We start from the raw sequence: 22334 nt of genomic DNA on the forward strand, positions 1-22334 counted from the left end.
AAGCGCGCCTCAGAGTGCGGCGGCGATCCGGCGCAGGATGTCGATGTTGCCCTCCGTCACCCCCGGCGCGCGAAAGCCCCGGTCGGCGGAGGTCACGACGATCACCGCATCGCGCGCGCGGTCGATATAGATGTATTGTCCGTAGATGCCGTGGCCGAACACCTCGCCCGCGCGCGCATCCGACGGCATCCACCATTGATAGCCGTATTGCAGCTTGCCCGGTTCGGTGGGCGCGCTCGGGGTGGTCGAGGCGGCGATCCAGTCCTCGGGCACGATCTGCACTCCGCCATGGCGCCCCATCCGCGCGACCATCAGGCCAAAGCGCGCATAATCCCGCGTGGTCAGGTTCAGCCCGCCAAGGGCAAAGGCCACCCCCTCGCCATCGGTGAGAAAATAGGGCTCTGCCTCGAAGCCCAAGGGCACGATGAGCTTTTCCGACATGAGACCGGGCAGCGCGCGCCCGGTGGCACCGCGCAGGACCATGGCCAGCACATGCGTGTCGATCGAGACATAGTGCCAGCGCGTGCCGGGCGGGGCGGCGCGGGCGGTCAGAGAGGCGGCAAACCCGTCCATCGTCCCGCCAAGGGCCAGCACCCGGCCCATGCGGTTGATGTCGGACTCGTAATCGAGATAATCCTCGTCGAACTCCACCCCGCTGGTCATCTGCAAAAGGTGGCGGATGGTGGTGCCCTCATAGACGCTGCCCGCCAGCATGGGCGCATAGGCCGTCACCGGATCGTCGAGCGAGGCGATATGGCCCTCGGCCACCGCGATGCCGAAAAGCGCGGACAGAAAGCTTTTGGCCACCGACCAGCTTATGCGCCGGTCCTCGGGGCCGGTGCCCCGGTGATAGCTTTCGTGCACGATGCGCCCTTCATGCAGCACCAGAAGCGAGGTGACGGCGCGGCGCTCGATCCAGCCCGCCACGCCGTCGGGCAGGCTCATCGCCGTGCCCTGCGGCAGGTCCGAGACCGGCCCCGCGCCGCGCGGCACCGGCACGCTGAGAAAGGCGCGGTCCATGTTGGAAAAATTCGAGACGATCCGCCCCTCGTCAAAGAGCGTGTTCACCGCCATGAGGCGCGTGATCTCCTCGCGCTTCCACAGGCCCACGACCAGTGCCGCGAGCACAAGCGCCAGAAAGATCCGGGTGAGCCATTTCAAACCTGCGCGCATGTTCCGTCCTCCCTGCCACCCAAGAGGAGCCAACGGCGCAGGCAAAATCAAGGGTGACGCGACGGCGTTTCCGGGCAGGGGGGCAGGGACTTCGGCTAGCGAAACCGGTCCATGAGTTTCTGGAGCGCGCTGCGGGTGTCCTCTTCGGGCGCATCCGGCGCGGACTTGGTTTCGGCTTCGGGCTTGGGCCGGGTCTTTTCGGGCTTTGCCGGCGCCATGCGTTGCGCCACTGCGGTCTGAAACCGATCGGGCTTGTCCTTGGCCAGCCACGGCGCGCCCTCGGCGATGCCGCGCATCAGGTCGTCGAGCCACGCGGCATCCGCCTTGGCAAAATCCTGCAACACATACCCCGCCACCCGGTCCTTGTGCCCCGGATGACCGATGCCAAGGCGCACGCGCTGGAACTCGGCCCCGATATGGGCCGTGATCGAGCGAAGCCCGTTATGGCCCGCGTGCCCGCCGCCGCGCTTGACGCGCAGCTTGGCCGGGGCAAGGTCAAGCTCGTCATGAAAGACGGTCACGGCCTCGGGCGCGATCTTGTAGAAACGCGCGGCCTCTCCGACCGATTGCCCCGAAAGGTTCATGAAGGTCTCGGGCTTGAGCAGGATCACCTTTTCGCCGTCCAGAACGCCCTCGCTCACCTGTCCCTGAAATTTGGCCCGCCACGGACCAAAGCCATGCGCCCCGGCGATGGCATCCACGGCCATGAACCCGATATTGTGGCGGTTGCCCGCATATTTCGCGCCCGGATTGCCAAGCCCGACATAGAGTTGCATTGCCCGCGTCCCCGTTCTTTGATGTGGATGGTCTAGGGGTTTGGCCGCGCGGAATCAACGGCAAGGGGCAGGGCATGGCAGAGTATGAGATCGACGGGCTGCGCCTCGAGGTGCCCGAGGCCCTTCTGAACGAGCGCATCCACGCCAAGCTTGCCTCGGGCGGGTATGAGGCGCACGAGGCGCAGGCCGCCGCGATGCGGCTCAAGCCGCGCCACCGCGTGCTCGAACTCGGGTCTGGCATCGGCTATATCGCCTCGGTCTGCGCGCGGGTGGTGGGGCCGCAGAATGTCACCACGGTCGAGGCCAACCCCGTGATGCTGCCGGTCATCCGCGCCAATCTGGAGCGTAACGGATTTGGCGCGGTGACGCTTGTGCATGGGGCTGTGGGGGGCATGACGGGGGGCGCGGCACCGCTGGCCTTTGACGCCGCGCGCAGCTTCTGGGCCGCGCGCATCGCCGATGAGGGGGCGCGGCCCGAGACACTGGCCGAGGTGCCGCATCTGGGGCTGGGTGATCTTTTGAACCGCGTGAGCCCGCATGTGGTGATCATGGATATCGAGGGGGCCGAGGCGCATCTCTTTGACGCGCCGTGGCCCGAGCATGTGCGCCATGTGATGATGGAGCTGCATCCGGGCCGCTATGGCGACACGGTGATCAAGCGCATCGTCGATTGCATGTCCGCATCCCACCTGACCTATGATCCGGGGCCGTCGCGCGGGCGGATCCTGTGTTTTCGCCGGGTGCGGGGGGAATAGGTGTCCCGTGTCGCCGAGGTCAGGGCAGAAGGCGCGCGACGTATCCCGGCAGGGCAAAGGCGGCGCTGTGGACCTCGGGGGTGTAGTAATCCGTGGCGATCCCGGCGGCGTCGAACCGGCCTTGGAGGACGTCAGGCGGCGTGGCCCGCGCCGGGCTATCGGTGCCCCAGCCAAAGGCCATCGGCCCCCCCGCATAGGTGGGAATGGTGGCCAGATAGCAGGTGGCATCGACGAACAGCGCGCGAAAGGCGCGCATCGTGTTGTGCAACTCGTCCCCTTGCAGGAAGGGCACGCCGTTTTGCGTGACAAGAATGCCGTCAGGGGCCAGCGCGCGCTTGGCATGGCCGTAGAAGCTGTCGGTAAAGAGCACCTCGCCGGGGCCGACCGGATCGGTCGAATCGACGATGATCACGTCATAGCCGGCCGTGGTCCGGCGGATGAACGCGGCCCCGTCGGCGATGACCAATTCAAGGCGGGGATCGTCAAACGCCCCCGCGCTCAGCATCGGCAGGTATTCCTTCGAGAACTCCACCACGCCCGCGTCGATTTCGACCATGGTGACATGCTCGACCGTTGTGTGGCGCAGGACCTCGCGGGCCATGCCGCCGTCACCGCCGCCGATGATCAGCACGCGGCGCGCCGCGCCATGGGCGAGGATCGGCACATGGGTGAGCATCTCGTGATAGATGAAATTGTCGCCCTCGGTGACCTGCACCACATCATCCAGCGTCAGCACCCGGCCAAAGGTGCCGTTCTCGAACACCTTCAGCCGCTGATGGTCGGTCTCGCTGTCATAAAGCATCTTTCCCACGCGAAGCGATTGCGCGTAGTCGGGATGCAGGGGCTCGCGCAGCCAGCCGCTCATGCCGCGATCCCGGCCTCAAGCACGACACCCTCGCCGCGCAACAGCTCCTTGACGCGGACATCCGAGGTCCCGAAGGCGGCTTTCAGCACGTCCACGGCAAGCCATGGTTTTGCCTCGCCGCACATGAAGACGTCGAACGCGCCATAGCCGATCTCGGGCCAGGTGTGGACCGAGATGTGGCTTTCGGCGAGCACGGCCACGCCCGACACGCCCTGCGGGTTGAATTTGTGGGTGTGGATGTGCAGCAGCGTGGCACCACACGTCTCCACGCAGTCGCGGAAGGCCTTCTGGATACGCGCCTCGTCATCGAGCCCGTGGCCATTCACCACCTCGATGATCAGATGGGTGCCCGCGAACACGGCACCGTCGCGCCGGATGAAATGATCATCGCGGCCCTCGTCCATCACGTCGCGGGGCAAAATGGTGTGGTCGTTCGCGGGGGTGTTCCCGCGTGCGGTGTCTTCCTCTTGGGCGCCTGTCTCCAGACCGATCCCCAGTTGGAAGAGGCTGGCGTCCTTCATGGCGCTCCCCTTCGTTCCAGCAGATTGAATCCAGTCGGTCCCTTAGCGCCCCCCCGGAAGACATCCGAAGTTGGGATCGGTCCCGATCAAGTGAGGCGCAGATAGGGGCAGGGGACGAAACGCGCAAGCGGTTTTTGCTGCAACTGCGAGAATTTCATGGAGCCGATATCCGATTGTGATGTTCCGGGGGTGCAAAATTTTGGGGTATTATGATACCTAATTTTCAAGACATTGATTTTGTTGTATTATGTTGGAACATTCACCGTTGACGCGCCAAATCTTCCGCGTATAACCCGCCCATCACCGGACCGGACCGCGTGCCCGGACCGCCCGAACTGGAACAACAACAAGGTTCTGCCAAAAAATGAAGACGTTTTCCATAAAACCGGCAGATATCGACAAGAAATGGATCCTGATCGACGCCGAAGGCGTGGTTCTGGGCCGTCTCGCCTCGATCATCGCCATGCGCCTGCGCGGCAAGCACAAGGCCACCTTTACCCCGCATATGGACATGGGTGACAATGTCATCGTGATCAATGCCGACAAGGTGCAGCTGACCGGCAACAAGCGCGAGAAGCCGAATTACTGGCATACCGGCCATCCCGGCGGGATCAAGAGCCGCACCACCGGCGAGATCCTCGAGGGCAAGCACCCCGAGCGCGTGGTCACGCAGGCCGTCAAGCGGATGCTGCCCGGCAACCGCCTGTCGCGCACGCAGATGACCCATCTGCGCGTCTATGCCGGCGCCGAGCATCCCCACGAGGCACAAAGCCCCGAAGTGCTCGATGTGAAATCCATGAACAGCAAGAATACGCGGGTGGCCTACTGATGAGCGACACGATCAAAACCCTCGAAGGTCTCGAATCCGTGGCCGGCGGTGCGAGTGCCGCCGTCGCCATGGCCGCCCCGCGCGAACCCGAGCGCGATGCGCTTGGCCGCGCCTATGCCACCGGCAAGCGCAAGGATGCGGTCGCCCGCGTCTGGATCAAGCCCGGCTCGGGCAAGGTTGTCGTCAACGGCAAGCCGATCAACGAGTATTTCGCGCGCCCCGTGCTTCAGATGATCCTCAAGCAGCCCTTCACCGTGTCGGGCACCGAAGGCCAGTTCGACGTGATGGCGACCGTCAAGGGCGGTGGTCTGTCGGGGCAGGCGGGCGCGGTCAAGCATGGCGTCTCCAAGGCGCTCCAGCTTTATGATCCGACCCTGCGCGCCGCGCTCAAGGCCGCCGGGTTCCTCACCCGCGACAGCCGCGTGGTGGAACGCAAGAAATACGGCAAGGCCAAGGCGCGCAAGAGCTTCCAGTTCTCCAAGCGCTGAGCTTTACGGACAAAAAGAGAAAAGGGCCGCCCGTTCGGGTGGCCCTTTTGCGTCTGGCTTAGCCGCGCCCTTGCCAAGGCTTCACGATTGGCAGGTTTCGATCACGCGCTTCCCGGTCTAATCTGCCCCGGACGCAGGCGACGAAGGGCAGCGCGATGGAACGGACGGACACGGTTGTGGTGGGGGGCGGACAGGCGGGCATCGCCATGAGCGAGCATCTCGGACGCCTGGGCATCGCGCATGTGGTGCTCGAGCGCGCCCGCATCGCCGAGCGTTGGCGCTCGGCCCGCTGGGACAGTCTGGTGGCCAATGGCCCGGCCTGGCATGACCGGTTTCCGGGGATGGAATTTTCCGGCCCGTCGGGGGCGTTCCCCGCCAAGGAGCGGGTTGCCGATTACTTCGTCGACTATGCCCGCATGCTGAACGCGCCGATCCGCGAAGGCGTGGAGGTGCGGCGCGTCACGCGCCGCAAGGGCGCGCGCGGTTTTCGGGTCGAGACCTCCGAGGGCGTCATCGAGGCGTTGAACGTGGTCGCCGCCACCGGCCCGTTCCAGCGCCCGATGATCCCGCCCCTGGTTCCGGAAAGCGCGCCGGTCCACCAACTCCACTCCGCTGACTATCGCAACCCCGATCACCTGCCCGCGGGCGCGGTCCTGGTGGTGGGCGCGGGCTCCTCCGGGGCACAGATCGCCGAAGAGCTGATGGCGGCGGGGCGCAAGGTGTTCCTCTCGGTCGGGCCCCATGGCCGCCCGCCGCGCCGCTATCGCGGGCGCGACAACGTCTGGTGGCTCGGGGTTCTGGGCGAGTGGGACATGGACACCCCCGGCCCCGGCACCGAACACGTGACCATCGCCGTGAGCGGCGCGGACGGCGGCAGGACCGTCGATTTCCGCCGCCTCGCGCAGCGCGGCATGGTGCTGGTCGGGCGCACCGCTGGCTTTGAGGGGGGCACCATGCGGTTTGATGGCGATCTCAAGCAGACCCTCGATGCGGGCGATGCCGATTACCTCTCGATGCTCGACGCGGCCGATGCCTTTGCCGCCGCCAACGGGCTTGATCTGCCCGAGGAACCCGAGGCGCGGCTCATCCCGGAGGACCCCGATTGCGTGCGCGCGCCGCTCCGAAGCCTCGATCTTGCAGCCGAGGGCGTGGGCACGATCCTGTGGGCCACGGGCTATGGGCTCGATTACGGATGGCTTGACATCGACACGTTCGACGACCGTGGCCGCCCGGTCCACAGCCGTGGCGTGAGCCCCGAGCGCGGGCTCTACTTCGTCGGCCTGCCCTGGCAGACGCGGCGCGGCTCGTCGTTCATCTGGGGGGTCTGGCATGATGCAAAATTCATCGCCGATCAGATCGCCATCCAGCGCGGCTACATGCAGCGCCACGACGCCGAGAGCGGCGACATGCGCGGCGCGTCCAGCCCCTGATCTGGCCTGACAAACGCCCCGCTGTCCCGCCCGACCTAGCCCCCGGCACCTTGCAGGCGGGCCTCGGCGAGGTGCATCGCCTTGCGGAACCGCGGTCCGCCCACCCGCCGGGTGAGCGCGTTGCGACAATGCATCACGGTAAGGTGGTCGCGCTGATCGGTCATGAGGCGGCGCAGCAGGTTGAACAGATAGGGCGTATCCTCGCGCCGCCCCCGCCACAGCCGCGCAAGGCTCAGTTCCGACAGCTTGCCCGCACTCAACTGTGCCAGCAGGCGCGCGATCATCCCCATGCGCGCCAGCCGCTCCTCGATGTCATAGCCCATGTGGCGCGTGCGGAACCGCAAGACGTTGGCGCGGTTGAAAAGCGCCGAATGCATCGCGTCAAGCTCCACCTCGGGGTCGTAGAGCAGCACCGCATTCGCGGCGGCGTCGAGCATGTCGGGCGCATAGCCGTACCGGTCGGTGAAGGAGGTCCGCCGCATGGTCACATAGCGGTCGTCCCATTCGGTCACGCGCGGATCAAGCGTCGCCTGCGGGCGCAGCATCAGCACCCGCGCCCCCGGTGCTGCCACCGAAAACGCCGCCGCCGCATAGCCGCAGGCACCCGCGCCGTAAAAGATCACCTCGTCGTAGCCGTCAAAGAACCCGTCGTCGACGAGCCGGTCGAAATAGCCATAGACACGGGCGTCGCGAAACCATGTCTCGCCCTCGCTCAGAAGGCACAGATGTGACCAGCCAAGCGCCTCCATCATCGTCCAGCCAAGCGGCTGACCGAGGTCCGAGGTCACTTCGAGGCGCTCGAAATTCTCGAAACTCACCAGCAACACCGGCTTGCGCTCGATCAGCAGGGCGGCGTGCCGCTCACCCAGCGGCTGGCAATAGCCCGCCTCGCCGGCAAGCTCCCCGGCCCGCCCGAGCCAGTCCTGCCAGTCCAGACCGGAAAGATCGGCCTCGAAAATGTCGCTGCTGTCCTGCATCCGCTCGTCGCCCTTCGTGCCGTGTGCCGTGCTGCCTCTGCGGGTCTGTGCCCGTGCTTGCGGCTCAAACTGCCGGTCGAATGGGGCGAAACTTTGGAGAAAGCAGGGGCATTTGCGACCAAGGTGGCAAGCGCGCGCCCTTGACCCGCACGCCCCCGCCATGCAGTCCTGTGCGGGGCAACAGGACAGAGGCGGACCGAGGTGCACAAACCCACATCCATCGACGGCGTGCAGGAGATGCTGGGCGCGCAAGGCTATGTCTGCGGGCGCGCGCTCGGCACGGTGACGTATCTGGCGTTGACGCTTGGCCGCCCGCTCTTTCTGGAGGGCGAGGCGGGCACCGGCAAGACCGAGATTGCCAAGGCGCTCAGCCTTGCCCTCGGCCGCCGCCTCATCCGCCTGCAATGCTACGAGGGGCTCGATGCGGCCACGGCCGTCTATGAATGGAACTTTGCCGAGCAGATGATCGCCATCCGCACCGCCGAGGCGGCGGGCGGGGTGGATCGCACCCATCTCAGGAACGAACTCTTCACCGAAGAATTTCTGATCGAGCGCCCGCTTCTTCGGGCCATGCGCCCGCAACCCGGCGGCGCGCCGGTGCTGCTCATCGACGAGATCGACCGCACCGACGAGCCGTTCGAGGCGTTTCTTCTGGAGGCGCTCAGCGACTATCAGGTGACGATCCCCGAGCTTGGCACGATCATCGCCCCCGAGCCGCCCATCGTCATCCTGACCTCGAACCGCACCCGCGAGGTGCATGATGCGCTCAAGCGCCGCTGCCTCTATCATTGGGTCGATTATCCCGATTTCACCCGCGAGATCGAGATCCTGCGCGCCCGCGCGCCGGAGGCCTCCGAGCGCCTCAGCCGCGAGGTGGTGGCCTTCGTCCAGCGCCTGCGCACCGAGGACCTCTTCAAGAAACCCGGTGTGGCCGAGACGATCGACTGGGCCAAATGCCTGCTGGCGCTCGACGTGGTCGCGCTCTCGCCCGAGGTGATCGCCGATACGCTTGGCGCGGTGCTGAAATATCAGGACGACATCGCGCGGTTGCAGGGGTCGGAGGCCAAGCGGCTTCTGGACGAGGCGCGCGCCACGCTCGATCCCGCGTGATGTTTCTTCTGGCCGCAAAATTCCTCGGGGGGTGCGGGGGGCAGACAGCCCCCCGTGGCGCGCCATGACCGAATTCCCGACGCTCGGATTGCCGGACGATCCCAAGCTCACCCATAACATCACCCATTTCGCGCGCGCGCTCAGGGCGGCGGGCCTGCCCGTTGGCCCCGGTCGGGTGATCGATGCGGTGCGCGCGGTGGCCGCCGTGGGCTTCACGAGCCGCGCGGATTTCTTCTATACCCTGCGCGCCTGCCTTGTGACGCGGCCCGAGCATATGGTTGTTTTCGCGCAGATCTTTCGGCTCTACTGGCGCGACCCGCGCTATATGGAGCATATGATGGCGATGATGCTGCCCGCCATTCGCGGCGTGCAGGAGGAGCGCGCCGCCGCCCCCGCCGAGAAACGCGCGGCCGAGGCGCTGCTGGACGGCGTGGACCGCGCCCCGCCCGAGACGGGCGAGGACGCGCCGGGCGAGGAGGTGGTGATCGAGATCGACGCCACCGCCACCATGTCGCGCGAGGAGCGTCTTCGGCGGCTTGATTTCGAGCAGATGTCCAATGCCGAGATGGCAGAGGCCAAGCGGATGCTGGCGCGCCTCACCCTGCCGGTGCGCCCGCTGCCGTCGCGGCGCGGCATTGCCGATCCGCACGGGCGTCGTCTCGATGCGCGCGCCACGATCCGCGCGGCGCTGCGGCGGGGCGGAGAGATGCGCCGCCTGCACCGCAAGGCCCCGCGCGAGCGCTGGCCCAACCTGGTGGTGCTTTGCGATATTTCCGGCTCCATGAGCCAATACAGCCGAATGGTTTTGCATTTTCTTCATGCCGTTGCCAATCACAAGGGGGCGGGCTGGTCGAAGGTCCATGCCTTCACCTTCGGCACGCGGCTCACGAACATCACCCGGCATCTGGCCACGCGCGACGTGGATGCGGCGCTGGCGGCGGCGGGGCGTGAGGCGCAGGACTGGGAGGGTGGCACGCGCATCGGGGCCTCGCTGCATGCCTTCAACCGCGACTGGTCGCGCCGGGTGATGGGCGCGGGCGCGGTGGTGCTCTTGATCACCGACGGTCTTGACCGCGAGGAGGCGGGGCAGTTAGCCCATGAGATGGAGCGGCTGCATCTCTCGGCGCGGCGGCTCATCTGGCTCAACCCGCTTCTGCGGTGGGAGGGGTTCGCCCCCAAGGCGGCAGGCATCCGCGCGATGCTGCCGCATGTGGACGCCTTCCGCGCGGGCCATTCCATCGCCACGCTCGAGGCGCTTGCCGAGGCGCTCTCGCGCGGCGAGGATGGCGGCGAGAAGGCGCGGCTGATGGCCGCGATGGGGGGATGATGGACCGGTTCGACGACATACCCGAGACGGCGCTGGCCTGGCACCGGGCGGGCAAGGGCGCGGCGCTGGCCACCGTGGTCGAGACATGGGGCAGCGCGCCGCGCCGTGTGGGCAGTCAGTTGGCGATTTCCGGCGCGGGCGAGATCGCCGGTTCGGTCTCGGGCGGCTGTGTCGAGGGCGCGGTGGTGGTCGAGGCGCTCGATGCCATGGCGGCGGGCAGGCCGGTGATGCTGGAATACGGCGTCTCGGACGGCGATGCCTTTGCCGTGGGGCTTGCCTGTGGCGGCACGATACGGGTGCTGGTGGAGCCGGTGGGCAGCGTCCTGCCCGAGGCGCTCCTGGCCGATCTGGTGGCGGCGCGGGCGGCGCGCGAGGCCGTGGCCTATGTCACCGGGCCGGCGGGACGCAGGCTGGAGCGGGCGGGTCATGAAGACCGCTTTCGCATGGATCGCTCGGGGTTGCTGGAGGATGGCGAGACGTTTGTCGCCATCCATAACCCGCCTTTGCGCCTGATCGTCGTCGGCGCGGTGCATATCGCGCAAGCCCTGGTGCCGATGGCGCGGACCCTGGGCTATGATCCGGTGGTGATCGACCCGCGCGAGAGCTTTGCCAGCCCGGCGCGCTTTCCCGGCACGCGGCTCATTGCGGACTGGCCCGACGAGGCGGTGGCGGCGCTGGGGTTGGACGGGCGCACGGGCCTTGTTCTGCTGACGCATGATCCCAAGCTTGACGATCCGGCGCTGATGGCGGGTTTGCGCTCGGACGTGTTCTATATCGGCGCGCTCGGCTCGACGCGCACCCATGCCAATCGGGTGGCGCGGCTGCATGAGGCGGGGTTTTCCGAGGCCGAGATCGCGCGGATTCACGGGCCCATCGGGCTTGATATCGGGGCGGCGGGACCTGCGGAGATCGCGGTCAGCATCCTCGCCGAGATGACGCGGGTGCTGAGGCGCGGCGGATGAGGTTCGGCCCGGTGCCGCTCGAGGAGGCCCTGGGCGCGATCCTCGCCCATTCCGAGCGGGTGGAGGCGGGGCGGTTGCGCAAGGGTGTCGTGCTGGGGGCCGAGGCTATCGCGGCGCTGCGCGCGGCGGGCCATGCCGAGGTCACGGTGGCGCGGCTCGATCCGGGCGACCTGCACGAGGACGCCGCCGCCGAGGTGCTGGCGCGCGCGCTGGTCCAAGGCGCCGAAGGGCTGACGCTGTCGGCGCCGTTCACCGGCAGGGTCAATGTCATCGCGGCGCGCGCGGGCGTGGTTACGCTCGACACCGATGCCATCCACGCGGCCAACGCGGTCGATCCGATGATCACGGTGGCCACGGTCGCGCCCTTTCACCAGATCCGCGCGGGCGGCATGGCGGCCACGGTCAAGATCATCGCCTATGGCGTGGCGGGCGCGCTTGTGGCCCGCGCGGCCGACGCGGCGCGCGGCGCGCTGCGGGTGGCGGCCCCGCGCCATGCCACGGCGAGCCTCATTCTGACCGAGACGGCGGGGGCACCGGCGGCGAAGGGGGCCGAGGCCGTGGGGGCGCGGATCGCGGCGCTGGACATGGACCTGATCGAGACGGTGGTGGTGGCGCATGACGAGGCGCCGCTCGCGCGGGCCATCGCGGCGGCGCGGGGCGAGATCGTGCTTATCCTCACCGCCTCGGCCACATCCGATTCGCGCGATACCGCGCCTGCCGCGCTTTGCCTTGCGGGCGGACGGCTCATCCGCTTCGGGATGCCGGTCGATCCGGGCAACCTGCTCTTTCTGGGCGAGTTCATGGGCAAGCCGGTGATCGGTCTGCCGGGCAGTGCCCGCAGCCCGGTGCTGCACGGGGCCGACTGGGTGCTGGCGCGGGTGGCCTGCGGGCTGCCCTGCGGCGCGGCCGAGATCGCAGGCATGGGGGTGGGGGGGCTTCTCAAGGAGATCCCCACACGCCCGCAGCCCCGGCGCGCCCCGCGCGGCTGAGGCAAAGAACGGGGTTCTCAGAACGCCGATCCCATGCTTTAGTCGCGGGTGACAGCCGGGACGGGTGCGCTACCCTCCGGTTCAAGTCACGAAAATTAGGGAGGAGCCGATGCCAGAGGTCACCATGACCGTGAACGGCAAGCCAGCGAAGGGCCAGATCGAGGGCCGCACGCTTCTTGTCGATTTTCTGAGAGATACCCTGAACCTGACGGGCACGCATGTGGGCTGCGATACCAGCCAATGCGGGGCCTGCGTGGTGCATGTGGACGGACGCGCCGTCAAGGCCTGCACCATGTTCGCCGCCGAAGCCGACGGGGCCGAGATCAGGACCATCGAGGGGATGGCCGAACCCGATGGCACGCTGCACCCGATTCAGGCCGCGTTCCGCGAGCATCACGGGCTGCAATGCGGCTTTTGCACGCCGGGGATGGTGATGTCGGCGGCAGCCCTTCTGGCCGAGAACCCGACGCCCACGGAGGCCGAGGTGCGGGACTATCTCGAAGGCAATATCTGCCGCTGCACGGGCTATCACAACATCGTCAAGGCGATTTTGGCGGCGTCCGGTCAGGACGTGAGCCGGATCGCGGCGGAATAGGCGATGCAATGGGGGCGCTGCCCCCGCGCCTGCGGCGCTCCCCCGGGATATTTCGGGCAAGATGAAGCGCGGCAGGTTCTGACGGGGGAAGCCCCGGATCATACAGGGAGGATGAGACATGCCGAAAGACGGAGGCATAGGCGCCAGCACCAAGCGGCGCGAGGACGTGCGGTTTCTGACCGGCAACGGCCATTATACCGATGACATCAACCTGCGCGGGCAGGCCTATGTGCATTTCCTGCGCTCGGATGTGGCGCATGGGCGGCTGACATCGGTCGATACCGCTGCTGCCGAGGCGATGCCCGGTGTGCTGCGCATCTTCACCGGCGCGGACTTTGCCGACCTGGGCGGGCTGCCCTGCGGCTGGCAGGTGACGGACCGGTTCGGCGAGGTGATGCAGGAACCGAAGCATCCGGTGCTGGCCCATGGCAAGGTGCGCCATGTGGGCGATCCCATCGCCGCCGTGGTGGCCGAGACGCGCGAACAGGCGCGCGACGCCGCCGAGGCCATCGTGCTCGATATCGAGGAATTGCCTGCCGTGGTGGACATGATGGCCGCGCTCAAGGACGGCGCGACCAAGGTGCATGACGATCTGACCTCGAACCTCTGCTATGACTGGGGGTTCGTGGAGGAGAACAAGGGCGCGGTGGACGAGGCGTTCCAGAACGCCGCGCATGTCACCACGCTGGAGCTGGTCAACAACCGCCTTGTCGCCAATCCGATGGAGCCGCGTGTGGCGGTGGGCGATTACAACCGCTCGACCGGCGATCACACGCTTTACACCACCAGCCAGAACCCGCATGTCATCCGGCTGCTGATGGGGGCCTTCGTTCTGGGCATCCCCGAGCACAAGCTGCGCGTGGTGGCCCCCGATGTGGGCGGGGGGTTCGGCTCCAAGATCTACCACTATGCCGAGGAGGCCTTCTGCACTTTCGCGGCCAAGGCATTGAACCGCCCGGTCAAGTGGACCTCGAGCCGGTCGGAGGCGTTCATGTCCGACGCCCATGGCCGCGACCATGTGACGAAGATCGAACTGGCGCTCGACAAGGACAACAACTTTACCGCCATCCGCACCGAGACTTATGCGAATATGGGCGCGTATCTGTCGACCTTCGCGCCGTCGATCCCGACATGGCTGCATGGCACGCTGATGGCCGGGAACTACAAGACGCCGCATATCTATGTGAACGTCAAGGCGGTGTTCACCAATACCGTGCCGGTCGATGCCTATCGCGGCGCGGGGCGGCCCGAGGCGACCTATCAGCTTGAGCGCGTGATTGACAAGGCGGCGCGCGAATTGGGCGTCGATCCGATCGCGCTGCGCCGCCAGAACTTCATCACCGAGTTTCCCTATGCCACGCCGGTCGCGGTGGAATACGACACCGGCGATTACAACGCCACGATGGACAAGCTCGAGGAGATTGCCGATCTCAAGGGCTTTGCCGCGCGGCGCAAGGAGAGCGAGGCCAAGGGCCGTCTGCGCGGGCTTGGCGTCAACTGTTATATCGAGGCCTGCGGCATCGCGCCGTCGAACCTTGTCGGGCAGTTGGGCGCGCGTGCGGGCCTCTACGAGAGTGCCACGGTGCGCGTCAACGCCACCGGCGGGATCACCGTCATGACCGGCAGCCACAGCCACGGGCAGGGGCACGAGACGAGTTTTGCCCAGGTGATTTCCGAGATGATCGGAATCGACGCCGATCAGGTCGAGATCGTGCATGGCGACACCGCCAATTCGCCGATGGGCATGGGCACCTATGGCTCTCGCAGCCTTGCGGTGGGGGGGTCCGCCATGGTGCGCGCGACCGAGAAGATCATCAACAAGGCGCGCAAGATCGCGGCGCATCTGATGGAGGCCGCCGAGGGCGATATCGAGCTGAAGGATGGCCGGTTCAGCGTCGCGGGCACGGACAAATCCGTGGCCTGGGGCGATGTCACGCTTGCCGCTTACGTGCCGCACAACTACCCGCTGGCGGATCTCGAGCCGGGGCTGGAGGAGACGGCGTTTTACGACCCGTCGAACTTCACCTATCCTGCCGGGGCCTATGCCTGCGAGGTGGAGGTCGATCCCGATACGGGCCGCGTCACCATAGAGCGGTTCTCGGCGGCGGATGATTTCGGCAATGTGGTCAACCCGATGATCGTTTCGGGCCAGGTCCATGGCGGGATCGGGCAGGGGATCGGGCAGGCGCTGCTCGAGGCCTGCGCCTATGACGAGCAGGGGCAGCTTCTGACCGGCAGCTACATGGATTACGCCATGCCGCGCGCCGACGATCTGCCGTTCTTTGCGGTCGATCATTCCTGCCAGACGCCCTGCACCCACAACCCGCTGGGGGTAAAAGGCTGTGGCGAGGCGGGGGCCATCGGCAGCCCGCCTGCGGTGGTCAACGCGGTGGTGGATGCGCTGCGATCGGCGGGCAGGGATATCACCCATATCGACATGCCGCTGACGCCCTCGCGCGTCTGGGCGGCGATGCAGGGCTGAGGCGTGAGGGAAGGGCCGGGGGGCCAGCCCCTCGGCCCCCCGGGATATTTCCGGCCAGAAGAAGCGGCGATGAGGCGCTCTGGCCCATGGGAGGAGAGAGAGATGTATGCATTCGAGATTGACCGGCCGACGTCCCTGGCCGATGCCGTGACGGCGCTGGGGGCCGAGGAGGCGCAGGCGCTGGGGGGCGGGCAGACCCTGATCCCGGCGCTGAAGCAGCGACTGGCGTCACCGGCGCGGCTGGTGGCGCTGTCGGGCGTGGCCGAGATCAAGGGCATCTGCACCGCCGACGATGGCGCGCTCTGCATCGGGGGGGGCACGACCCATGCCGATGTGGCGGCGGGGGCGGGTGCCTATCCGGCGCTGGCGGCACTGGCGGGCAATATCGGCGATCCCGCGGTGCGCAATCGCGGCACCATCGGCGGGAGCCTCGCCAACAACGACCCGTCGGCCTGCTACCCGGCGGCGGTGCTGGCATCGGGGGCGGTGGTGGTGACCACCAACCGGCAGATCGCGGCGGACGACTTCTTTGAGGGGATGTTCACCACCACGCTTGCGGATGGCGAGATCATCACCGAGGTGCGCTTTCCGGTGCCGGAGGTGGCGAGCTATCAGAAGTTCGAGCAACCCGCCTCGCGCTTTGCCCTCGTGGGCGTGTTCGTGGTGAAATATGCCGATGGCGTGCGCGTGGCGGTCACGGGGGCCTCGGAGGAGGGTGTGTTCCGCTGGTCCGAGGCCGAGGCGGCGCTGTCGCGCAGCTTCACGCCCGGTGCCCTCGACGGGCTGAGCCTCTCGGGGGATGGCATGATCGCGGACCTGCACGGGTCGGGCGCGTATCGCGCGCATCTGGTGGGCGTGATGACGCGGCGCGCGGTGGCGGCGGCGCACTGAGCCCGGGCAGATTTCAAACCGGGGCCGCGCCTTGGCAGAGGCGCGGCCCTTTCTATTCCTGTCCCTCCGGCATCAGCACGGTGATCCCCACGGGGGCCGCGCGCGCAAGGTCCTGGTCAAGCGACATCGGAATATATTCCCCCCGTCGCCACAGGCGGGACATGTCGTCGTAATGGCGGCTGAGGAAATGGCCCGATTGCCCGGTGGAGGTGACGAAGACGCTGCTGTCGGGATCGGCGAAGTCATAAACGCCGCGATAGCCTGCGCCATGGACGTTCTGGAACGGGTCCGGCCCGTCACCGCCCCGGGTGCGCCCGCGCAGAAGCGTGTTGTCGCCGCCCGAGGTGGACTGGCGGATATTGACGAAATAGCGCAAGAGCGGGACCTCGCCCAGCACCTGGTGGTCATGGGTGGCCTGATGCGCGTCGCCCCAGCGCAGGCTTTCGAGGGCGCGCCCGTAGCGCTCCGATATCCAGATCAGCGCATCATCGAGCGCCAGCCGCGCGATGTCCGTGCATGTCTCGACAGCCGCCGATTGCCGCACGTCGCACCAGGCGGCCGCGCCGTTCACGTCGCGGAAGACGCGCTCGATGAAAACCGGGTCGGGGTGGTCGAATTCGCGCGAGAGCGGCCCGAGATCGTCGCGGGTGAGCCGGTCCATCAGCGCGCGCATCCAGGCGGCATAGATCAGCGGCTCGGGCAGGTGTTCGTTCATCTCGCCGTTCCAGTCGGCGAGCAGGCCAAGCGCGCGCTGGCGGAGGCGCTCTTGCGTGCCCTCCGGGGCCGCCTCGCCGGTGAACCACAGGTCCGCGCCGATGAGCGGCAGGAGCGAGCGCGCGGTAAAGCTGACGGTATCGAGCTGCGCCTCGATGAAGCTGTCGCGGGTATGCACCTCGCGCCCCTGCATGAGGCGGCGCCAGCGGTGGATGCGCTGCGTATCGCCCCAGTGATGGCTCACATGCATCGGAAAGGGGCGATCCACGATCTTGTTGTTGGTGTTGCCGAGGATGCCGCCCGAGGGATCGACAAAGACGGGATTGGCGCTGTCGGGCAGTATCCCTTGCCAGCGGTTCTCGCTCACCCAGCCCCGGCTGGGCATCCGGCCCCGGCTTTCGTGGCGGGCATCGCGGCGGGGCATGGCGCCGATGAGCTTGAGTGCGATGCCGCGCTCATCGGCCAGCGTCAGGTTCTGCGAGGGGGCAATGTGTAGCGTGGTGCTCTCCAGCGCCTCGGACACGGACCGCGCGCGCATCAGGCGCATCCCGGCGGTCATCGTGGTGTCGCGGTCCGAAAGCGCGGTCCACGCAACGGCGGCGACATGGCCCGGCGGTGTCACCTCGGCAAGATCGTAGTGGCTGCCGGGCAGGACCGGGCCGTTATCGGTCCAGCGCAGCGTCAGCGTGACCGGATCGGCCCCCTTCACCTCGACGATCGAGCGCGCCGTGCGGAAGGGTTTCCAGCCGTCGGGGGTGCGGTATTCATCCGGGTTGTCGGGGTTCACCTCTTCGATGAACACGTCCTGGTCATCGAGATAAGACGAGGTGAGGCCCCAGCCGAGCCGCGCGCTGCGCCCCGTGAGAATCGCGGGGATGCCGGGGATGGTGCCGCCGATCACGCCGCCCGTCTCAAGCTCCAGTCGCGCCAGATACCAGATCGCGGGGGCGGAAAAGCCCAGATGCGGATCGTTGGCCAGAAGCGTGCCGCCGGTGGCCGATCGCGACAGGGCCGCAGCCCAGGCATTGGACGCACCCGCAAAGGCGGGTCGGGGGAAGGGCGAGAGCGGGTCCGCCTCGGCCATCTGCGGCGCGCGCGCCGGTTCGAGACCCGGAAAGAGGCTGGCATAATCTGGCAGCGCCGCAATCCCGCCCCCCGGTGCCAGCGGCACGATATCCTCGAGCCGCGCCGGATCCTCGAGCGCGAGGGCCGCGCGCGCGTGCAGCACCTCGCGGCTGAGATGTCCCGACAATTGCACCGCCATCAACTTGATCAGGGCGATCGAATCCGCCGGTTGCCAGGGCGCGATCGGCGCGTTGAAAAGGAACTGCTCGGGCGCGCCACGCCCCAGCGCCTCGCGGTTGATCTCGGTGAGGCGCGCGTTGACCCCGTCGGAATAGGCCTTGAGCGCGGCCAGCGTCTCGGCATCCTGCGCCGCCACCGAGGCCCGCGCCAGGGTGTAGAGATCAAACCGGCGGAGCGTCGTGTCGATCCTGACCGTGCGCGCGCCGAACACCTCCGAAAGCCGCCCCTGAACGGTGCGGCGCATCATCATCATCTGCCACAGCCGATCCTGCGCATGGGCATAGCCCAGCCCGAAGAAGGTATCGGCGTCGCTCTGCCCGAAAATATGCGGCACATTGGCATTGTCGCGCACGATTTCCACCGGCGCGGCAAGGCCCGTCACGGCGATCTGCTTGTCGTAATCGGGCAGCGAGCGCGCCAGCAGAAGGTAGAGCACGCCCACCGCGATCACCGCCAGAACGACAAGCCCGCCCGCGATACGCATCAGCCATTTGAGGATCACCGGCATGAGGGGCCTTTCGGAGTTTCTGCTTGCATCCCCGACGGGGATAGTCAGAAATCCGGCCCGAGACAACGGTAACGCGACAGGAGGAAGATGACATGGCGAAACTGGCATTTCTGGGTCTGGGGGTGATGGGCTATCCGATGGCGGGCCATCTGCAGGCGGCGGGGCACGATGTCTGTGTCTTCAACCGCACGGCGGCCAAGGCGGAAAAATGGGCGGCCCAGCATGGCGGGCGGCACGCGCCGACCCCGCGCGAGGCGGCCGAGGGGGCGGCCTTCGTGATGGCCTGCGTCGGCAATGACGACGATCTGCGCAGCGTCTGCCTCGGCGCGGACGGGGCCTTCGCGGGGATGGGCAAGGGCGCCGTCTTTGTCGATCACACCACGGTCTCGGCCAAGGTGACGCGCGAGATGTATGAGGCGGCCGGGGCGGCCGGTCTCGGTTTTGTCGATGCGCCGGTCTCGGGCGGGCAGGCGGGGGCCGAGAACGGGCAGCTGTCGATCATGTGCGGCGGCGATGCGGCGCAGTATGCCGCCGCCGAGCCTGTGATCACCACCTATGCCAAGCTATGCCGCCGCCTGGGCGAGAGCGGCGCGGGCCAGATGACCAAGATGGCCAACCAGATCGCCATTGCCGGGCTGGTGCAGGGCCTTTCCGAGGCGCTGCATTTCGCCGAGAAGGCCGGGCTTGACGGGCGCGCGGTGGTCGAGGTGATCAGCCAGGGCGCGGCCGGTTCGTGGCAGATGTCGAACCGCTACCAGACCATGCTCGACGATCACTGGACCCACGGTTTCGCGGTGGACTGGATGCGCAAGGACCTGGGTATCTGCCTTGATACCGCCGACGAGGTGGGCGCAAGCCTTCCGGTCACCGCGCTGGTGGATCAGTTCTACAAGGATGTGCAGAAGATGGGCGGCGGGCGCTGGGATACCTCGAGCCTGCTGGCGCGCCTGCGCAAGTTGGGCTGACCGGGCCGGGGGCAGGGCCGCGCCTGCCCCTTCACCGTTCTTGAAATACTCAAGTCCGACGGTCAGGCCGGATGGCTCAGCCGCGCATGCGCGCGCCGTCCGCGTCAAAAAGCGGCTCGGTGATGAGCCGGGCCCCGCGGCGCTGGCCAAGGATCTCGATCTCGGCCTCGAGCCCCGCTTGCGCCATCTCCGCCGGAATGAGCGCCAGAGCGATCGACCTGGCCGCATGGTGCGAATAGCCACCCGACGTGCAGAACCCGCGCACGGTGCCCTCGATCCAGACCGGCTCATAACCGTTCACATCGGCGTCCGTGGCGTCAACCTCGAAGGCCACGAGCCGCCGCGCGGCCCCAATGGCGCGCTCGGCCTCGGCCGGGGCACGCCCGATGAAATCGGTATTCTTGGTCCACGCGATGAAGCGGTCCATGCCCGTCTCGCCGGGGGTGTAGTCGGGCGAGAATTCGCTCAGCCAGGAGCCGAAGAACCGGTCCAGCCGCAGCGACATCATCGCGCGCATCCCGAAGGGGCGCATCCCGTGGTTCTGACCCTCGGACCACAGCACCTGCCAGAGCGCGCGTTGCGCCATCGGGTCGCAATAGATCTCATAGCCCAGATCGCCGGTGTAGCTCACGCGCTGCACGCGGCAATCGACCATGCCCAGGGTCGCGCGGCGCACATCCATGAAGCGCATCTCGCCCAGCGGATTGCGCGTGCAGGCCATCAGCACCTCGCGCGCCTTTGGTCCCGCGATCTGAAACCCGGTGAGGCGGTCCGAGATGTTCTCCACCCGCACGCCCGTCGCCCCGTTCTGCTGAAACCAGCGCATGTGGACCGCCTGCGCGCCGTAGGAGGCGGTCAACTGAAAGGTCTTGTCATCGAGGCAGGACACGGTGAAATCCCCCCATAGCCGCCCCTTGGGCGAGAGCATGGGCGTGAGCGAGAGCCGCCCCGGCTTGGGGATGCGCCCCGCCATGATCCGGTCGAGCCAGTCGCGCGCCCCCGGCCCGGTGACAAGGTATTTGCCGAAATTATGCACCTCGTTGATGCCCACGCCCGCGCGCACGGCGCGCACCTCGCGCGCGGTCGCCTCCCAGGCGTTGGAGCGGCGGAAAGAGGGCGTCTCATACCGCGGCTCGTCCCCTTCTGCGAAGTAATTCACCACCTCCAGCCCATATTGCGCCCCCCAGACCGCGCCCATGCTGTCAAAGATGTCATACATCGGCGTTTGCCGCAGGGGGCGCGCGGCGGGCAGTTCCTCGTTGGGGTAGCTGACGGAGAAACGTTTCTGATAGTTTTCAATGACTTTCGGGCGGGTATAGCCCGGTCCGATCCAGTCGCCGAAGCGGGCGACATCCATCGCGGTCACGTCACGCTCGCACTCTCCATGAATCATCCACTGCGCCAGCATCAGCCCCACGCCGCCGCCCTGGGAAAAGCCCGCCATCACCCCGCAGGCCGACCAATAGCCGCGCAGGCCGGGGATGGGACCCACGAGCGGGTTGCCATCGGGGGCGAAGGTGAAGGGACCGTGAATGACCGATTTGACGCCCGCCTTTTCCAGCACCGGGAAACGGCGATAGGCAAACTCGATGCTGGCCTCGATCTTGTCGAGGTTGTCGGGCAAAAGCTCATGACCGAAGTCCCATGGCGTGCCGTCCACCGCCCAGGGTTTGCAGGGCTGCTCGTAAAAGCCGATGCAGAGGCCGCGCCCCTCCTGGCGCAGATAGCTTTCGCCGGCGGGGTCCATCACATGCGGGTGTTCGCTGTCGCGCTCGTAGATTTCGGGGATCTCGTCGGTGACGATATATTGATGCTCCATCGGGTGCAGCGGCAGATAGACGCCCGCCATCGCCCCCACCTCGCGCGCCCAGAGGCCACCCGCGTTGACCACGTGCTCGGTGTGTATGGTGCCCTTGTCCGTCACCACATCCCATGTGCCGTCGGGGCGCTGTCTGGTTTCACGGACCATGCAATGGGTCTCGATCTGCGCGCCCCCCATGCGGGCGGCCCTGGCATAGGCGTGGGTGGTGCCCGACGGGTCGAGATGGCCGTCGAGCGGGTCGTAAAGCCCGCCGATGATGCCGTCTATATTGGTCACCGGCGCAATCTGCGCGATCTCTTCGGGGGTGACGATATGGGTATCGAGGCCCATGTAGCGATGCTTGGCGCGCTCGGCCAGCATCATGTCAAAGCGGTCGCGGTTGTCGGCCAGCGTCACGCCGCCCACATGATGCAGCCCGCAGGACATGCCGGTGATCTCTTCGAGTTCCTTGTAGAGCCGGATGGTATAGCCCTGAAGGGCTGCCATGTTGGTATCGCCGTTGAGCGTGTGAAACCCCCCCGCCGCATGCCAGGTGGACCCGGAGGTAAGCTCCGAGCGTTCCAGCAGCATCACGTCCGACCAGCCCAGCTTGGTCAGGTGATAGAGCACCGAACACCCGACGACACCGCCGCCGATGACGCAAACGCGCGTGGTGGTTTTCATGGACGCCTCCCGAGGATCGTTTCGGCCACACTGGCCACCCGGACGCCGCGCGCATGTCGGTTTGCGACAGGTTCGGTCGTTTTTCTTGGGGGCGGCGCGGTTGCTGTGTCGCGTGTCGGATCATGATGGAAGTCTTCGAATCAGCGAGCCATCTACTGCGTGTGGGTAATACAAAAATGCAATATAA

At 67.1% G+C, this 22334-nt stretch carries 19 protein-coding genes; 12 read left to right on the top strand and 7 right to left on the bottom strand.

Annotation, left to right across the window (positions count from 1 at the left end; genetic code table 11):
• Window positions 1-9: 9 nt before the first annotated feature.
• A complete protein-coding gene (locus tag ACSSV8_RS02035) occupies window positions 10-1173 on the bottom strand; it encodes a serine hydrolase domain-containing protein (protein WP_454281347.1) in 1164 nt (387 codons plus the stop codon).
• A gap of 95 nt (window positions 1174-1268) precedes the next feature.
• On the bottom strand, window positions 1269-1949 hold the full coding sequence (gene pth / locus ACSSV8_RS02040; RefSeq protein WP_454281348.1) for an aminoacyl-tRNA hydrolase: 681 nt from the start codon (window positions 1947-1949) through the stop codon (window positions 1269-1271).
• Between the two features lie 74 nt (window positions 1950-2023).
• Here pth and ACSSV8_RS02045 point away from each other — a divergent pair, with 74 nt between their 5' ends.
• The gene (locus ACSSV8_RS02045) at window positions 2024-2704 is read left to right on the top strand and encodes an FkbM family methyltransferase (protein WP_454281349.1); all 681 of its coding nucleotides are present in this window, start codon (window positions 2024-2026) and stop codon (window positions 2702-2704) included.
• 19 nt (window positions 2705-2723) lie between these two features.
• Here the strand turns inward: ACSSV8_RS02045 and speE are convergent, their stop codons facing one another.
• A complete protein-coding gene (gene speE / locus ACSSV8_RS02050) occupies window positions 2724-3569 on the bottom strand; it encodes a polyamine aminopropyltransferase (RefSeq protein ID WP_454281350.1) in 846 nt (281 codons plus the stop codon).
• On the bottom strand, window positions 3566-4090 hold the full coding sequence (gene speD / locus ACSSV8_RS02055) for an adenosylmethionine decarboxylase (RefSeq protein WP_354536980.1): 525 nt from the start codon (window positions 4088-4090) through the stop codon (window positions 3566-3568). Before speD ends, speE begins: the two co-directional genes overlap by 4 nt.
• 364 nt (window positions 4091-4454) lie before the next feature.
• On the opposite strand from speD, the gene rplM reads away from it, so the two are divergent.
• The 3 genes from rplM (at window position 4455) to ACSSV8_RS02070 (ending at window position 6837) form a co-directional block, all read left to right on the top strand.
• The gene (gene rplM, locus ACSSV8_RS02060; RefSeq protein WP_454281351.1) at window positions 4455-4919 is read left to right on the top strand and encodes a 50S ribosomal protein L13; all 465 of its coding nucleotides are present in this window, start codon (window positions 4455-4457) and stop codon (window positions 4917-4919) included.
• Entirely contained in the window at window positions 4919-5407 is a 489-nt protein-coding gene (gene rpsI, locus ACSSV8_RS02065) for a 30S ribosomal protein S9 (protein ID WP_454281352.1), read from the top strand. Before rplM ends, rpsI begins: the two co-directional genes overlap by 1 nt.
• 155 nt (window positions 5408-5562) lie before the next feature.
• Window positions 5563-6837 carry a flavin-containing monooxygenase gene (locus ACSSV8_RS02070; RefSeq protein WP_454281353.1) on the top strand — a complete coding sequence of 425 codons (1275 nt, stop codon included), beginning with the start codon at window positions 5563-5565 and terminating at the stop codon, window positions 6835-6837.
• 35 nt (window positions 6838-6872) lie between these two features.
• On the opposite strand, the gene ACSSV8_RS02075 is transcribed toward ACSSV8_RS02070, so the two are convergent.
• A complete protein-coding gene (locus ACSSV8_RS02075; RefSeq protein ID WP_354536984.1) occupies window positions 6873-7814 on the bottom strand; it encodes a phosphoadenosine phosphosulfate reductase in 942 nt (313 codons plus the stop codon).
• A gap of 201 nt (window positions 7815-8015) precedes the next feature.
• Here ACSSV8_RS02075 and ACSSV8_RS02080 point away from each other — a divergent pair, with 201 nt between their 5' ends.
• The 7 genes from ACSSV8_RS02080 to ACSSV8_RS02110 all read left to right on the top strand — a co-directional run bounded on the left by ACSSV8_RS02080 (window position 8016) and on the right by ACSSV8_RS02110 (window position 16170).
• Window positions 8016-8924, top strand: coding sequence for an AAA family ATPase (locus ACSSV8_RS02080; protein ID WP_454281354.1), 909 nt, complete (start codon window positions 8016-8018; stop codon window positions 8922-8924).
• Window positions 8925-8988: 64 nt separating this feature from the next.
• Window positions 8989-10251, top strand: coding sequence for a vWA domain-containing protein (locus ACSSV8_RS02085; RefSeq protein WP_454281355.1), 1263 nt, complete (start codon window positions 8989-8991; stop codon window positions 10249-10251).
• The gene (locus ACSSV8_RS02090; RefSeq protein WP_454281356.1) at window positions 10251-11213 is read left to right on the top strand and encodes an XdhC family protein; all 963 of its coding nucleotides are present in this window, start codon (window positions 10251-10253) and stop codon (window positions 11211-11213) included. Before ACSSV8_RS02085 ends, ACSSV8_RS02090 begins: the two co-directional genes overlap by 1 nt.
• Window positions 11210-12202 (top strand): molybdopterin-binding protein, encoded by a 993-nt coding sequence (locus ACSSV8_RS02095; RefSeq protein WP_454281357.1) that lies wholly within the window; start codon window positions 11210-11212, stop codon window positions 12200-12202. The genes ACSSV8_RS02090 and ACSSV8_RS02095 overlap by 4 nt, the downstream gene beginning before the upstream one ends.
• A gap of 109 nt (window positions 12203-12311) precedes the next feature.
• On the top strand, window positions 12312-12797 hold the full coding sequence (locus ACSSV8_RS02100) for a (2Fe-2S)-binding protein (RefSeq protein WP_454281358.1): 486 nt from the start codon (window positions 12312-12314) through the stop codon (window positions 12795-12797).
• A 118-nt stretch (window positions 12798-12915) separates the two neighbouring features.
• Window positions 12916-15279, top strand: coding sequence for a xanthine dehydrogenase family protein molybdopterin-binding subunit (locus ACSSV8_RS02105; RefSeq protein ID WP_454281359.1), 2364 nt, complete (start codon window positions 12916-12918; stop codon window positions 15277-15279).
• A gap of 102 nt (window positions 15280-15381) precedes the next feature.
• Window positions 15382-16170 carry an FAD binding domain-containing protein gene (locus ACSSV8_RS02110; protein WP_354536992.1) on the top strand — a complete coding sequence of 263 codons (789 nt, stop codon included), beginning with the start codon at window positions 15382-15384 and terminating at the stop codon, window positions 16168-16170.
• A gap of 52 nt (window positions 16171-16222) precedes the next feature.
• Here the strand turns inward: ACSSV8_RS02110 and ACSSV8_RS02115 are convergent, their stop codons facing one another.
• A complete protein-coding gene (locus tag ACSSV8_RS02115) occupies window positions 16223-18697 on the bottom strand; it encodes a penicillin acylase family protein (RefSeq protein ID WP_454281360.1) in 2475 nt (824 codons plus the stop codon).
• Between the two features lie 92 nt (window positions 18698-18789).
• On the opposite strand from ACSSV8_RS02115, the gene ACSSV8_RS02120 reads away from it, so the two are divergent.
• A complete protein-coding gene (locus ACSSV8_RS02120; protein WP_454281361.1) occupies window positions 18790-19662 on the top strand; it encodes an NAD(P)-dependent oxidoreductase in 873 nt (290 codons plus the stop codon).
• Window positions 19663-19738: 76 nt separating this feature from the next.
• Here the strand turns inward: ACSSV8_RS02120 and ACSSV8_RS02125 are convergent, their stop codons facing one another.
• A complete protein-coding gene (locus ACSSV8_RS02125) occupies window positions 19739-22147 on the bottom strand; it encodes a GcvT family protein (RefSeq protein ID WP_454281362.1) in 2409 nt (802 codons plus the stop codon).
• Window positions 22148-22334: the final 187 nt, after the last annotated feature.

This window comes from Roseovarius sp. MBR-79 (genome assembly GCF_053628555.1).